This is a genomic window from Arenibacter catalasegens, from assembly GCF_002909235.1.
GTDB classification, from domain to species: Bacteria; Bacteroidota; Bacteroidia; order Flavobacteriales; family Flavobacteriaceae; genus Arenibacter; species Arenibacter catalasegens.
Genome location: NZ_PHQQ01000022.1, coordinates 39,855 through 53,028 on the forward strand (window position 1 = coordinate 39,855; position 13,174 = coordinate 53,028).

Here is a 13,174-nt window from a genome sequence, read left to right on the forward strand (position 1 = left end):
CAAAATTTCATCTCAAAATAATATTATAGAGAGCGATGTTGTCTTTAATCGATATAAAGCGATCAGTGATACAATGGCCATTTCGTTTCCTGAAGACCATATCCATACTTTTAGACGATCCTCCTATAGTGAAACACAATTACAGCGATATTTATCCATGCATTTTAAGCGTATGGATTTATTGTCTAAAATCAAAGGTCATTATACCGTTATATTAGACAGTTACCTTCATTCAGGCAATTGGTTTAAGCAAATAGGGTTTCCAAAAGAGTCTATTAAATCATATTTGGATTTCTTCGATTATTATAAACAGCATGAAAAAGAATTATTAGCATCGGAACGGGAAACCTATGTGGAGATGCGTAACTATGCACATAGTATTCTTGCGGAAAATTATGCTCAACTTGGCCTTTTGGACAGTGCTGCCCTACAGCATAAAATCAATATGGATTTTACCAAGGAACTAGGTTATATCTACCATCCTTCAGCAATCAATAACTATGGTTTATTATTGTATTGGCATAAAGGAGAATTGGATTCTGCCTTGTCACAATTTAAGCGAGCCTACCGAATTATGGAAGACAAATTTCCAAACCATACCTTAATTGGAAGTATTCGTGATAATATTGCCGACATATACGTAGAACAAAATCATTACGAAAAAGCACAGCTGTTATATGCTTCTAATTTTGAGTTTTACAAGCATGCCATTAATGAAAAATCCCTAACCAAAGATATTCCTAGGTTAATAAGTAGTGGGGCACAATTAGTTAATGCCAACATTCATTTGAATAAATTGGAGGAGGCACGAAAAGCCTTCGTTGGATTGGATAGTATTATTGCGTCCTATCCTTCCGAAAATACTATAAGTTCTGAATCGCGATTGGAATTTCTAGAAGCCAAACAGGCATTGCTTCAAAAGGAAAATAACATTAATGCAGCCTATACCACTGCCAAATTCATTAAAAAGTACGCGGATAGTATACAAAGGGTTGCTTCCAAGGCGGACAAAAATTGGCAAGAGGAACTCAATAATATCACGATTGACAGGATAGCACTTAATTTCAAGATCGATCAACTCCAAAAAGAAAACAAAATCAAAAACCAAAGAGCGCAGTTGTGGATTATAGGGCTTGTATCGTCTGTATTTATTATCTTATTATTATTCTTTATTTTTAGTCGACGACAGCATCTTATCCATCTAAAGAACCATCAAATGTTGACTGAGAAGCAGCTTGAAAATTCAGCTTTAAAGGTGGAACAGCTTAATTCTGAAATAAAATCCAAAGAACGGGACCTTTCGGATTTTGCCATTAATTTAACCCAAAACCAAGATTGGGCAAAACATCTTGCGAATCGATTGGAGAAAATTAAATCGGCCAGTCCTAAAGATAGAAATGCAATGATTGAAGCCTTAGACCAAGATATTACGAACAAAATCAGTTTTGATATTAATACGCAAGAATTCTTTGAACGTCTAGATAAGTTGAGTAATACGTTTTATAGTAAACTCAGCAACAGGTATCCTAATTTAAGCAAAAATGAAATCAGGATTTGCTCCTTAATTCGATTAAAAATTAAAAGTCAGAGCATTGCAACGCTTCAAAATATAACCATGGCTTCCTTAAATACTAGTCGTTATCGCCTAAGAAAAAAACTCGATCTCCCTGAAAATATCGATTTAGATTTTTTTATACAAGATTTGTAAATGCCAATATAAAAGGCATTTGCTAGCTTCATTTTTTTCCATTGTCTATTTAGTGTCTATCAGCTGTTCATTGATTGTCTATACTGGTTTTAAGGTTTCTCGACCTGTATTCTATAATTTAGTAGCACCTCAAAATCAGAACCTTGCTTCAAGTCCTTTATTGTTTTCATGGCTTTAAATAATTAATTATAACTTTTAAATCCGTATCACAAATGAAAAAATTTATTATTGGTTTATTCATTTTAGGTTTTAACGGCCTAATTTATTCCCAAAACGCTTTGGCGATAGCTACAAACAATACCAATACGCTAACTTCTACCAAAACTACAGGTTTAAATAAGCAGTATTTAGAACATATGGCAGTTAAATCTGTAGCAGTTAGCGTAAAGAAATTACAGAAGTTAGCTGCAAAGTATGACATCAAAACCCAACCTATATATAATAGTAATAAGTCCATTACCTATACCGTAGTTTTTCAAGACAATGAAAATTTTATTAAGGCAGTTTATGATTATATGGGCACTATTATTCGGTGTGAAGAATATTATACCGGTATAAAAATGCCTTACAGTATTAGTGGTCAACTGGCAAAGGATTATCCTGGGTGGGCCTTCAATAATATATCGTATTCTATTGATTATTCCCAAAACAAACCTGTTGTTTCGGCGTACCAGGTGGAGTTGAAAAAGGATAAAAAAATTAAATTGGTTAGGATAGTACCAACCAAGGCATAGACGATAATTTGGCGCTCAATCCCAGTATTCAATGCTATACTTTAACAGTTAATGCTTAAATTTTATCATTGATAAGAATACCCTAATTAGATGGTATAAAATTACATTACCACATGAAACTTATGAGTGATAGCGGTTAAAAGGTAAGTGTCATAACCGCCTCAAATAAGTCGTGGCGAAATTAAAATGTCATACTAGTAATTAATCTAAAAAATGAAGAAAACAAACTTTCTAATACTGATATTATTAGTAATAAGCTTTGCTTTTTTTGGTACATCTTGCTCAAATAGAAAAAAAAATAGTGCTGAAGACTATACTACGGTTGCTGCAAAATCTAAAGATGTTGTTGAACATGGCGAATACCTTGTAACAATTATGGGGTGCAATGACTGCCACTCTCCCAAAAGAATGGGTGCCAACGGGCCTGAAATCATTCCCGAATTAATGTTATCCGGGTATCCAGGAGGTAGACCAATCATTAAGTTCGAAAATCCCTTGATTAAAGAGGGTTTTGGAATGTTTTATCCTGACCTGACAGCTGCAGCAGGGCCTTGGGGTGTTTCTTTTGCAGGTAATTTAACACCGGACGAAACAGGTATTGGCAATTGGACAGAAGAACAATTCAAAAAAGCAATCACCCAAGGAAAATTAAAAGGAATGGATGGTGGGCGAAATCTTTTACCACCGATGCCATGGTTAAACTATGTAAGTTTGACAGATCAGGACATTAATGCAATCTTTTTATACTTAAAGAGCATTAAACCTGTTAGAAACATTCCACCACCTCCAATATCACCAGATAAAATGTAACGGCAATTTATTATGATTTGAACACAAACTATATTAATAAAACCGCCCTATCATCCAGAAGAAAATTACATCCCGAACAAGGAATGTAATGCACCCTCAGAACCACCCAGCGATCGGGTCTCGTGATGTGAAGTTGTTTAATGCTTCTTTACAAGGGGTAAATAATGTTAATTGGCCTGAGTTTACCCAATTTTAACTTGACCAATTTAGTCGTGAAATTGAGACTGTACCATTTTCACTTTAGACCGAGTAAAGGTTTAAATCAAGGATAATTAGGCTTTTGGACTATTAAATTGAGATCGCTTATAATAAAGAGAGGATAGAGAGAATTGAAAATTAATCCAATTTCTAATAAAGAACAGATCTTCTCCAAAGTTCAAACAAGGATGAAAATTTTTCTTCTAAGCTCGATGAATAAATTTTTGGATACCTTTAAACAAGAACAATTTCTTTTGGAACTAATGAAGTCTTTTTGAATGCTTCCAAAAGGCCAAGCTATGTATTATCTTGTAGCAAAGGTAGGAGGGAAGGCAAGAATTGAAAATATGGACCCCCAATATTTTACGGCTTTACTGTGTGGATTAGTTGGCCAACAGGGGTTATGAATTTAGATTGATTCAGGATTATTTCGTCCCCCGCATCCAAAGCACACCAGTCAATATACTAAAGTGGCCGGTTGAAGGTTTAAAAAAACACTAGGATTGACAGATAGAACAATCGAGATGCCAACCCAAGACTATGTAATGAAAAAGGAAATGATCACTTACTTTGAATTTTTGGAAGCCCTGTCTACCATAAGGAAATTCAAGAAACAGGTTCCCCACCTCTATAAGGAAATGGACAATCAGGTAAGCTCGATATCAAAATTTATCGGTGTTGACAAGAATACTAAGATCTGCCAATTGCCATTGTCCACTCGGGCATTGAACGTATTGAAAACTATAGATTGTATAGACTTATTGGAAGGAACGATCAAGGATTTGTCCCGGTTATCGCTGAAGGAACTTTTGCACACCAAGAATGCCGGAAGAAAAACGGTAGACGAGATCAAGGAACTCTGTCTGTTCGCCAATCTCCAAATGAAGCCATAGCACATTAATCTGAAAGCCAAATTTTCAGCAGTTCTTTTATCGTCTTTAATAGTTCTATGGGGTCTGCATTGCTAGATATGTAAATTATTTCCAATCCCAAACTTACTTGCCACCATTTCCGTTTGGGGAGCTTTATCTCAATTTTTCTATTCGAATCATTTTATCTTCATTTAAAGGATAATTCATTTTGACTTTCTATCAAGCAAGGTATTCATTGGGTTTATACAGTAAAAGGACAAGGTTTTGACATTGCCATATTTTAGGAATTTTGCCAAATAACCCTTTCGTTTTGACCTAAGGTGTAACATGAACTTTAACATTCTGTTGTTTCGGAACTTCTTATAAGCGAACCATGAAAAAAATAAAAAATGGAATCCCTAATTGGTTCTGGAAATGGTTTTGGAAGATTTATAAAAACATATAGAGAGTTTTGCCTATGCAGTGAACAAGGAAATTCATTTTGCAAGGGTATCGAACCCTCTCAAAACGATTCGGGTATTTCTTTTTTATAATGGTAGGTGCCAGCCTAAAAATTCATTTTTCATACTTATGCCGCAATTTAATCAAGCCGCATTTGCCCTGTCCATGTAGTATTTGAAAAAATGGGGTATCCCTCCTGTCGGGGGAGCCCACCACAATTTTTTAAAATCTCCACATGGACCTATCCCCACCGCTGCGCTCCCGTTGATTTTTTTCGCCGCATAATCTTAAAAAATACTATTATGAAAGACATTCGAATCGCAACCTTTAAAGATTTCGTTGGAGAGTTAACGGCCATTTACAGGAGAACTGAACTGCCCAGTTTTCAAATAACCTCTTCCAGTTCCGTGAGGGAGTTCATATATCCCTTCTTTGACGATGTAATGGACGATCACGAAGAAGTGAAGGTCATACATTTGAACCGTAAAAATCAGGTGGTGAACATACACCATCTTACATCTGGCACTGATAACGGTTGTCTCATTTCGACAAAGGATGTGCTGCGACATGCCATCCTGATCAAGACAAGCTCCCTGATCCTGGTTCACAACCATCCATCAGGGAATCTAAATCCCTCGGAAGCCGACAAGCAAATCTCCAATAAGTTGAGGGAAGCTTCAAAGTTGGTGGACATATCAACCCTTGACAGCATAATAATCTCTAGGGAGGGATATTACTCCTTTGCAGATGAAGGGCTTTTTTAAGCCCTTTTTTTGATTTAACTATATTATTAGAATTGTACGCTTTTGAGTACATTTGTGATAAGTTCAAAAATCTATACCACTATGGATTATAAGTTTGTACCCCTAAGAAATTGGTTGTTGGAACGGGAAGCTCTCTCTATTAGGAAGTTGGAGGACAACTGTGAAATGCCAAGGGATACCCTACGGCATTTTATAAACGAACGAAGGAATTTTCCGGAAAAGCATTATGAATCTTTGTTGAAAGAGTTGGTGAAATATGGGTTCCATCGGGATTAAACCCTTTATTTTCGAATTTAAAGAAACAAAACCATAAAGCCAGAGCCATGAGGCCTCACAGGGCAACAGGTATTACGCTAAAGGGTTTTTGTCAAATTATGGAAGTGTAATTAAACAATTGCAAAAATTGAATATATTATTGGGAATATAGTATGTGGATTTTTCAGAACAGAGTATTTGCTCTTGGTCTTATCGTCTCTAAACAAAGTCTAATAGACTATCGACCGAATTTATAAACAAGTAATTAAACTTCTAAAAAACTGAAAAGTCTTATTGGAAACCTTACGGTTTCAGAAATAAAATAGAGCTAAGCATGTGAAGCCTACTAGGTTTTTTTAACCATCTAGGAACCGCATAAGAATGCAAAAGGAGTCGAAAAAATGCCCTTCATGCATTTTTTCGACTCCTTACAAGCTATTACTGTTTTTATGATTGCCATACCTATGCCCATAATATTTATCTTTATGCAAAGGTCTAAAACATGTTCTTATGAAATGAGCCATGACAATTCTTGATACCAACCGAAATCGAAGATTCACGAACTCCAAAATTTAAAATAAAAAAATCGTGAGTAAATGATTATTGGCGAATTACATCTGACCTTTCAAAAACAATAAAAATAAACAGATGAAAATTAATACTAATGTTTTTCTCATTTTTTCAATCTTACTATTTTTTGCTTGTAGTAATGACAATGCCAATCTTTCAGAATCGGACAAGGCTCAAGCCCTACTGGGACAATGGGAATATGAATCCATAATGACCGATAGAGCGGTAGATATCAATGGCGACGGCACCTCAAATATAGATTTGTTCAACACACAGGAAATTAAACAATGTATCAAAGATAATTTGACCTTTTTTGCTAAAAGGGGGGAAGGAGAGAAAGGAGCTTATAACATCAACGAGAACGGGCTTGCTTGTGATGGAAATCAAGCGTTTACCACTATTGAAACAGATTCATACGAACTCATAAACAATAATCGTATCGTTTTTGATACACGAAACGAAATGAAGATTATGGAATTTACCAAAAATAAACTTGTGGTAGAGACCGAGGATAATCTTGATGGCACCGATGTTTTGGTAACCATTATCCTCAAAAAAAGTTAAATGCCAAAATGGTTCTTATGTTACTTTTTCCATTATACCCTAATTATTGACCCCCTTACTGTATTACTCCATTGCCCATTGCTGTCCTGTACCCTGACCTCATAATCTTGGTCTAGGTATTTAAGTCTATTCTCCCTCGGTTCTTCCTCTAGTTCAAAATAGCGTTCAACACCCGATCCTCTTGCGTCATTGTAATTGAATAACATTGTATCCCATCTATTATTATTACGGTTATAAATACGAACCTCCACCTGTTGTAAAGTGGCACCATTATAGGCTTCGGAACAATTTGCAGCAAAACAGGTATATATCCGAACCACGTAGTCACAGCCATTAAGACCACCACATCGGATATTATGCTTCTCTCCTTTGACAGCTGCTGTGGGCTTTTTAAGCATTAAAATCGATTCACTGGTGGTCTGTGATATGCCGGTTGAATTTTCGACACGAAAATTAATAGTAAAACTGTCGTCGATTTGTGGATAAAACTGCATAGCAACAGAACCGTACTCCAAGGGAATAACCTCACCTTCCCTATATATTTTTCCCCGATGGTTTATGTACCCACCATTCATATCGGCAAATTCAAATGTCATTTGGTACATGACAGTTGTATCGTGTCCAGAGGTGGCATTTGTGACCACATTCAATAGGAAGGGTTGATTTTCATATTTATCTTGGGACGACTGACCGACGGTAAAATCAAAAAATTCTTCATAATTTTCAAAATTAATATTGACATCTGCTGTTTTTTCAACTTCTGAAGATGATCTGACCGTAAACTCAATATTATGATTGGATTCAGATATTCCTATATACCTTCCTTGGAAAGAGCCAACTGGAACGTTAAAACTTTCTCCAGCAGCATAGGTATTGCCTTGATATTCAAAGTTACCATTACTGCTTCCCGATGAAAAATACATCACATAGCTATCACCTCCAATGCCCAATTCTGTAATATTGAAATTAATAGCTACAATTTCTCCTGTATATACCTGTGATTGTGTCGCGTTAGCATTAAAATTATAATTCTTTGGAGTTACATCAATGGATATAGTAACAGTTTTTTCAAGACCGGTTTCGTTTTGAACATAAAAAGTCAAATTGATATTGCTCTCGTCGGTGCCTTCCAGGCTCCAGTTGAAATTTCCTTTGGGAACATCATAAATATTCCCTGCACTCACTTCTGTGCCATTTTCATTCTTGATGAGGGCATTTCCGTTTAAGCTATATCGGATGGTATATTCGGAAGAACCAATACTTTCTGAAATGTTGAAGTTAAGCGAGGTGATCTCGCCGACTGAAATATCGGTTTTTTGACTCCCTCCAGTGAACAAGAAATCTACTTGGTTGTAGTTGACCGAAGTATTTGCAGTATGCGTAACATTCGCACTTGATTCTACACTCAGTACAATATCATGCTGACCAGCTTGAGTACCTGTATAGACTACATTATTATTGTTTGGGCCAAGTTGAAATTTTTCGCCTGGACCATACTCCGTTCCGTTTACCCGCAATGAGCTATTCTTGCCGGATGAATAAAAGGCTTCATATGTATCATTGGTTCCTTCAGGTATTTCATTGATATCGATAATTACATTTACCGGTAAATTTGCAAATTCCGAAGTCTTCGATGGGGTTATACTTACGGTAAAATCGTTCTGTTTGGTTTCAAGGTCAATATTGACCGGCCCCACTTCTTGCCCGTAATTGTCGGTTACAATAAATGATATCTGGTGCGAACCCAAATTTTCTGGATAATAATAAAGTGAAAAGTTACCAAGTTCAACTGGATAGCCTGTTGAGTTCTGTAGGGTGTTGCCATTGATCCCGGTCAGCCTTCCGTTGCCCTCCACAATTTCATAGGAAATATTGTAATCTATATTCTCTGTGTTGCCATTGGATTTAATATTAAAATTGAGTTGAGTACGCTCATTTAAAAAAACTGAATTGCTTTCCGAATTACCGGAAAAAGTAAATGGGATGTTCGCCACCTCGATTTCAACGCTGTCCTGTTTTATCTGTCCGTTGGAATCCCTCACATCAAAGAATATTGTCCGTTTTCCCAGTTCAGTACTCGTAAAAGTGAAATTGTACGAATTGGGAATTATAGGCCTATATTTACCTGGATCCATTACACCACCGTTCTGGTCGCGCACGGTACCAGCACCTTCGCTAGTAGGTGAAAAGGAATGGGTAATTTCATATGCTACGTCAGATTCTTCGTCTTGGGTCCTCAGATCTATGGCGACGGCCAGATTAGTATTCAATTCCACTTGGGTCGATGCCGCGGTGGCATTAATGGTAAAGCCGAGGTTAAGTACAGTAAGAAGTAGAACCTCGGTCAAGGTAGCACCATCAGGAGCTTTGGCCGTAACGATTAATCTATGTTCGCCCAAGGTATCCGGAAGGTATCCCATCTCCGAAATTCCTTTTGGTAAGTTAAATGGTTTTCCAGCGTCAAAAGCTTCTTCTTTCAAATAGAGTTTCCCGGTTCCATTTTCAATCTGATACGTTATTTCAAATTCCCCTTTATTATCGGGGTTTTCGGTTTCCTTATCCCTAAGAAGTGTTACGTTCACAGGATTCTTGGAATTGATGATAAAATCGTTGACTCCTTTGTTTAGCAAAAAGCTAAAACTGGCGTATTTGGCATAGTGCAATAGTTCCAATTTTTTCTCCCTGGCATTTGAATCCCATGCAATGAAGTTAATTTTATGCATGCCTGTATCGATGGCTACATAATTATATGACCACTGCTTGTCGATAATGTTCAGCGTATCATTATCACGGATAGTATCGCCTGCCATGTTCATGAAGTATCCCTTGCCATTCAAAGTCGTATATCGCGCATAATAATGAACAGTACTTATTTCTTTTTCAGGAACAATCGAAAAGGAAGTTCTGGCACTTTCAAAAACGAAACTGGTTTCCGGCTGTTCAATGGAGAAATCAAAATCAAAATCATCCAAAATAATATCCTCAAAATCCTTGCTACAAGCAATGATAAGCACTGATATTAAGGAGACAAGACCCAGTGCTACTTTAGTTATTCTTTTGTAGTTTTTCATCTTCAAAGTGTTTAGAACAGAAAATAGCGAAGACCAATTCCGACATAAGGATAAAAATTTCCTACATCGCTATTGACGTGATAGTATTCGTTGGCCTTTAGTAGAAAGGAGAAATCATTGCTGAGGGTTATTTCCCCTTCCAGTCCCAAATAGGCTCCATATATAAATTGACTTCTAGCATCTATGATCGCTCCGTTCTCAAGCAAGTTGCTGCCATTGTTAATGACCTCGTATCCGATAATTGCCCCACCGCCAAAATTGAGGGCATACCGTTTAAAATTTTTCTGTTCCCAAATCTTGATAAAGTATCCGGGCTGTACAGTGAAAATGTTATAAGGAATATCAAACGAACCTTTATCCTCTGCAATGGCGGCAAATATGCTCAATTGCACATATCGGTCCCGGTTCACGTGGTAGTTGAACGTGGCCATTATACCATAACCATCCTCTGCGTAACCCCCGCTTATTCCGACCGATGAGGCATAATTGCCACTTTGCGTGTATGCCATTGTCGAAATGAAAAGTGCCAAAACTGTTATGGAGTTCCTCATTTTTAAAAGTTTATGGGATTATTGATAATTTCATGGCCTATTCGCAATGAAAGATTGCGGTTGCCGGACTCCTCGTCCAATTCCACTAGGACCTCTTTTTTCTCATCCAAGGCAAACTTTTTAAATACCACAACAAAATGGTTCTCGCTTTTTCCTGCTATGGTTTTAGGTTGTTTGTAGACAAAAACCGGTTTGAGCTCCATTTTTTGGTTACTACTACTATTTTTATAGTTGGTTGCAATTTGATGCTTTATAAAATTGATATCCATATCAAGGCCTTCCTTGTTTTCTATCCTATATTGAAAATAAAGCTCGTCCTCGTTATAGTAGACACCTTTTAGCCATAGGAAAACATTGTCCAATCTAGAAAAATACCGACTGATTTTAGGCTTGTCGAATTGCATATAATAACATCGAAGGCGATAGTATTCCAAGGGGTCGGATAGGTACAATTCTTTAGTAGCACTATCTTTAGAATTATCAGCAACTATTTTGGAGGGGTTTTTAATATGGGAAGTAGTGTCCATTTTCTGAATTTCATTGCTAAGCTTCTCAGAGGTGTCTATCAGCCGCCCATTTTCATTCCTTTTTTCAATTGGTTTACCCTCTATGTTGGCAACGGCCATTTCTTGAGTGATGTACCATGTCGTTTTTTCCGGAACCGTAACTAGTTCTAGTACAAAATCGTAAACGTTTCCAGTATCCGTAATGACCAAATAGTTGGTTACATTTTCTTTTTCGATGGCGAGTTCATCGTAATAGAGTTTTATTATTCGGCCACTAAATTTACCGCCTTCCGGTTTTGGTAAGTCCACAATAAAACCGAAATCGTTGCCGATACTACTTTCCGAAATGTTTTCGGGAAAAATAAGAATGGTCTTGAAGTCCTTAGATATTTGCAAGGTATCGCTAGAGGCTTGGCCAACCAACGCATACCCTGAAAATAGGACCGATATGAGCAATATTGCCTTCATCATCACTATATTTTTTTTGGTTTTAGAATTACACGGTCTCCATTTACCAGAAGTATCTTGTCTTTCTGTTTGTATTTTTTCTTTTGGAAAAAATTGCCAAAGGAGCGTACCAGGTTTTGTGCCAATGGAATTTCTACTGTTTCGCCGACAGCCTCCGATAATTCGTTTACACTTTGTTGTTGAATATCGGCTGTGAATTCCTGCAATAACTGACCTGCTCGCTCATTGTGCAGTCCGACCATGCCATCTTCCTGATCAATAGCGGTCAATTCCATTTCTAAATTGTCAATATTGGTTATCTCCAATAAAACCCTTGATCCCTTCACGTTGGCTGTTGCGTAAACAAATGTATTCCTAGAGAATCGCCTACCCTTGAAATAGATATCATCCTTTAAGATCAGGGTAACACGGTTACCCGGTAAAATAAACTGGTCACGGTAAATTGCTGCATCGAATGCTATTGCATTTGTCTTTGAGTCGGTGGATGGTTCTGTATATGGAGCGGAATAATCCTGACTACGGGCAAGCCTTTGATCCCTTGCTTGCATCAATAGATTTCTGTATTCCAGTTTTTTTTGTGCATCCGTGGTTTTGGAAGTGTACTCGGGAATAATTGTTTCGGGATATGAAGTGTCCTTGACACTCCTATTGCTAATGTTTTCCTTTTCATCCAAAGAAAAGTTATTGAGTTCCTCTAAAATACGTTCTAACGAATCATTCTCTTTCTTGGTTTCTAAAATGCTCTTGAAGAGTCCTTTTGACCTCAATTGATCTAGTGAATCTTGTTGTAACTTTTTGTAAATATCGTTAGGTTTCGTAGCATCGAGTTGTTTGTTATGGTCTGGCAAAGTATTATTGTACGCATCATCGGTTTTACTATTTTGCTTGCCTTTCGCCATGGAACTGATACTGGTCATTACAAAGAATACGGCCAGAAGGACTATAATTGGTGCAAAAAAAGCGAACAGTCTATGCCGTTTTATCCAAAGGTTGAATTTGTCAATTTTGTGGTTCATGGGTTGGTTATTACAAATCTTGGTTGTTCAAAACGTCAAACTTTATAATCTTTAGTCCGTTCAAATTATTTGGAGTTGAGCTGGTCTCGACCAAGTACCCTTTGGTTATCATATTCCGATATTCCACATTGCCACTCTTTAAAATCCTTTGTTTTCCAACGAATCGAAATGGAAATGGATATTCGGAGTAATCCACGAAAATTGAATCCTTTTCTATTTCTATCGAATAGCCACTTTTGGCGATATCCTCGTAATAGTTTTGATCGATCAAACGATTGTACAGCCTTTGTACCGAATGATCGGCCATATACAGCGCCTTATCTTCGATATTTCTCTTGATATGGCGTAAATCGGGTTCCAACGCAAAAAACAATTCATGGAAATTGGCAATATGGCCTTCACATAAAATATCTATTGCCCGCTTATAGTCCTTTATCCTGACGGCAGCCAGCTTCTGGCCGTTATCGAGCAGATAGAAATTGTTTTTGGCGCTCTCGTTCGTCTTGTAGGTATAAAAGATATTGAGGATAGTGGTTACGAACGTGAGAATTAAAGATACATATAGCACTTTGTTACTCCTACTACCAATCTTGCTTAAATCGTTGAAAATCTTATAATTACCGTCCATCTGTTTTTTTGATATCGT

12 protein-coding genes are annotated in these 13,174 nt (G+C 37.0%); 7 read left to right on the forward strand and 5 right to left on the reverse strand.

The features are described from left to right. Positions 1 to 73: 73 nt before the first annotated feature. From CWD90_RS16130 to CWD90_RS16160, 7 genes are all read left to right on the forward strand, one after another. Positions 74 to 1,708, forward strand: coding sequence for a tetratricopeptide repeat protein (locus CWD90_RS16130; protein WP_157941255.1), 1,635 nt, complete (start codon positions 74 to 76; stop codon positions 1,706 to 1,708). Positions 1,709 to 1,920: 212 nt separating this feature from the next. Beyond that, positions 1,921 to 2,442 carry a hypothetical protein gene (locus CWD90_RS16135; RefSeq protein WP_103477111.1) on the forward strand — a complete coding sequence of 174 codons (522 nt, stop codon included), beginning with the start codon at positions 1,921 to 1,923 and terminating at the stop codon, positions 2,440 to 2,442. A 213-nt stretch (positions 2,443 to 2,655) separates the two neighbouring features. After that, positions 2,656 to 3,252, forward strand: coding sequence for a c-type cytochrome (locus CWD90_RS16140; protein WP_103477112.1), 597 nt, complete (start codon positions 2,656 to 2,658; stop codon positions 3,250 to 3,252). 701 nt (positions 3,253 to 3,953) lie between these two features. Continuing rightward, the gene (locus tag CWD90_RS16145; protein ID WP_157941256.1) at positions 3,954 to 4,343 is read left to right on the forward strand and encodes a DNA-directed RNA polymerase subunit alpha C-terminal domain-containing protein; all 390 of its coding nucleotides are present in this window, start codon (positions 3,954 to 3,956) and stop codon (positions 4,341 to 4,343) included. A 602-nt stretch (positions 4,344 to 4,945) separates the two neighbouring features. After that, positions 4,946 to 5,527 carry a JAB domain-containing protein gene (locus CWD90_RS16150; protein ID WP_103477114.1) on the forward strand — a complete coding sequence of 194 codons (582 nt, stop codon included), beginning with the start codon at positions 4,946 to 4,948 and terminating at the stop codon, positions 5,525 to 5,527. A gap of 81 nt (positions 5,528 to 5,608) precedes the next feature. Then, on the forward strand, positions 5,609 to 5,803 hold the full coding sequence (locus CWD90_RS16155) for a hypothetical protein (RefSeq protein WP_103477115.1): 195 nt from the start codon (positions 5,609 to 5,611) through the stop codon (positions 5,801 to 5,803). Positions 5,804 to 6,430: 627 nt separating this feature from the next. Further along, positions 6,431 to 6,916 (forward strand): hypothetical protein, encoded by a 486-nt coding sequence (locus CWD90_RS16160; protein WP_103477116.1) that lies wholly within the window; start codon positions 6,431 to 6,433, stop codon positions 6,914 to 6,916. A 32-nt stretch (positions 6,917 to 6,948) separates the two neighbouring features. On the opposite strand, the gene CWD90_RS16165 is transcribed toward CWD90_RS16160, so the two are convergent. From CWD90_RS16165 to CWD90_RS16185, 5 genes are read right to left on the reverse strand one after another with little or no spacing between them, the layout of a single operon-like run. Continuing rightward, positions 6,949 to 9,987: a TraQ conjugal transfer family protein gene (locus tag CWD90_RS16165; protein ID WP_103477117.1), complete on the reverse strand. Its 3,039-nt coding sequence runs from the start codon at positions 9,985 to 9,987 to the stop codon at positions 6,949 to 6,951. Between the two features lie 11 nt (positions 9,988 to 9,998). Next, entirely contained in the window at positions 9,999 to 10,538 is a 540-nt protein-coding gene (locus CWD90_RS16170; protein WP_103477118.1) for a conjugal transfer protein TraO, read from the reverse strand. A gap of 2 nt (positions 10,539 to 10,540) precedes the next feature. Then, on the reverse strand, positions 10,541 to 11,515 hold the full coding sequence (locus tag CWD90_RS16175; protein WP_103477119.1) for a DUF4138 domain-containing protein: 975 nt from the start codon (positions 11,513 to 11,515) through the stop codon (positions 10,541 to 10,543). A 2-nt stretch (positions 11,516 to 11,517) separates the two neighbouring features. Further along, on the reverse strand, positions 11,518 to 12,528 hold the full coding sequence (gene traM / locus CWD90_RS16180) for a conjugative transposon protein TraM (protein ID WP_103477120.1): 1,011 nt from the start codon (positions 12,526 to 12,528) through the stop codon (positions 11,518 to 11,520). 10 nt (positions 12,529 to 12,538) lie between these two features. Continuing rightward, a complete protein-coding gene (locus CWD90_RS16185) occupies positions 12,539 to 13,156 on the reverse strand; it encodes a hypothetical protein (RefSeq protein ID WP_103477121.1) in 618 nt (205 codons plus the stop codon). Between the last annotated feature and the right edge of the window lie 18 nt (positions 13,157 to 13,174).

Excerpts from the sequence above, each read along its gene's own strand:
- CWD90_RS16165 (WP_103477117.1), bottom strand. The coding sequence starts at position 9,987 with ATGAAAAACTACAAAAGAATAACTAAAGTAGCACTGGGTCTTGTCTCC.
- traM (WP_103477120.1), bottom strand. The coding sequence starts at position 12,528 with ATGAACCACAAAATTGACAAATTCAACCTTTGGATAAAACGGCATAGA.
- CWD90_RS16160 (WP_103477116.1), top strand. The coding sequence starts at position 6,431 with ATGAAAATTAATACTAATGTTTTTCTCATTTTTTCAATCTTACTATTT.
- CWD90_RS16135 (WP_103477111.1), top strand. The coding sequence starts at position 1,921 with ATGAAAAAATTTATTATTGGTTTATTCATTTTAGGTTTTAACGGCCTA.
- CWD90_RS16175 (WP_103477119.1), bottom strand. The coding sequence starts at position 11,515 with ATGATGAAGGCAATATTGCTCATATCGGTCCTATTTTCAGGGTATGCG.
- CWD90_RS16185 (WP_103477121.1), bottom strand. The coding sequence starts at position 13,156 with ATGGACGGTAATTATAAGATTTTCAACGATTTAAGCAAGATTGGTAGT.
- CWD90_RS16155 (WP_103477115.1), top strand. The coding sequence starts at position 5,609 with ATGGATTATAAGTTTGTACCCCTAAGAAATTGGTTGTTGGAACGGGAA.
- CWD90_RS16150 (WP_103477114.1), top strand. The coding sequence starts at position 4,946 with ATGGGGTATCCCTCCTGTCGGGGGAGCCCACCACAATTTTTTAAAATC.
- CWD90_RS16130 (WP_157941255.1), top strand. The coding sequence starts at position 74 with ATGGCCATTTCGTTTCCTGAAGACCATATCCATACTTTTAGACGATCC.
- CWD90_RS16170 (WP_103477118.1), bottom strand. The coding sequence starts at position 10,538 with ATGAGGAACTCCATAACAGTTTTGGCACTTTTCATTTCGACAATGGCA.
- CWD90_RS16140 (WP_103477112.1), top strand. The coding sequence starts at position 2,656 with ATGAAGAAAACAAACTTTCTAATACTGATATTATTAGTAATAAGCTTT.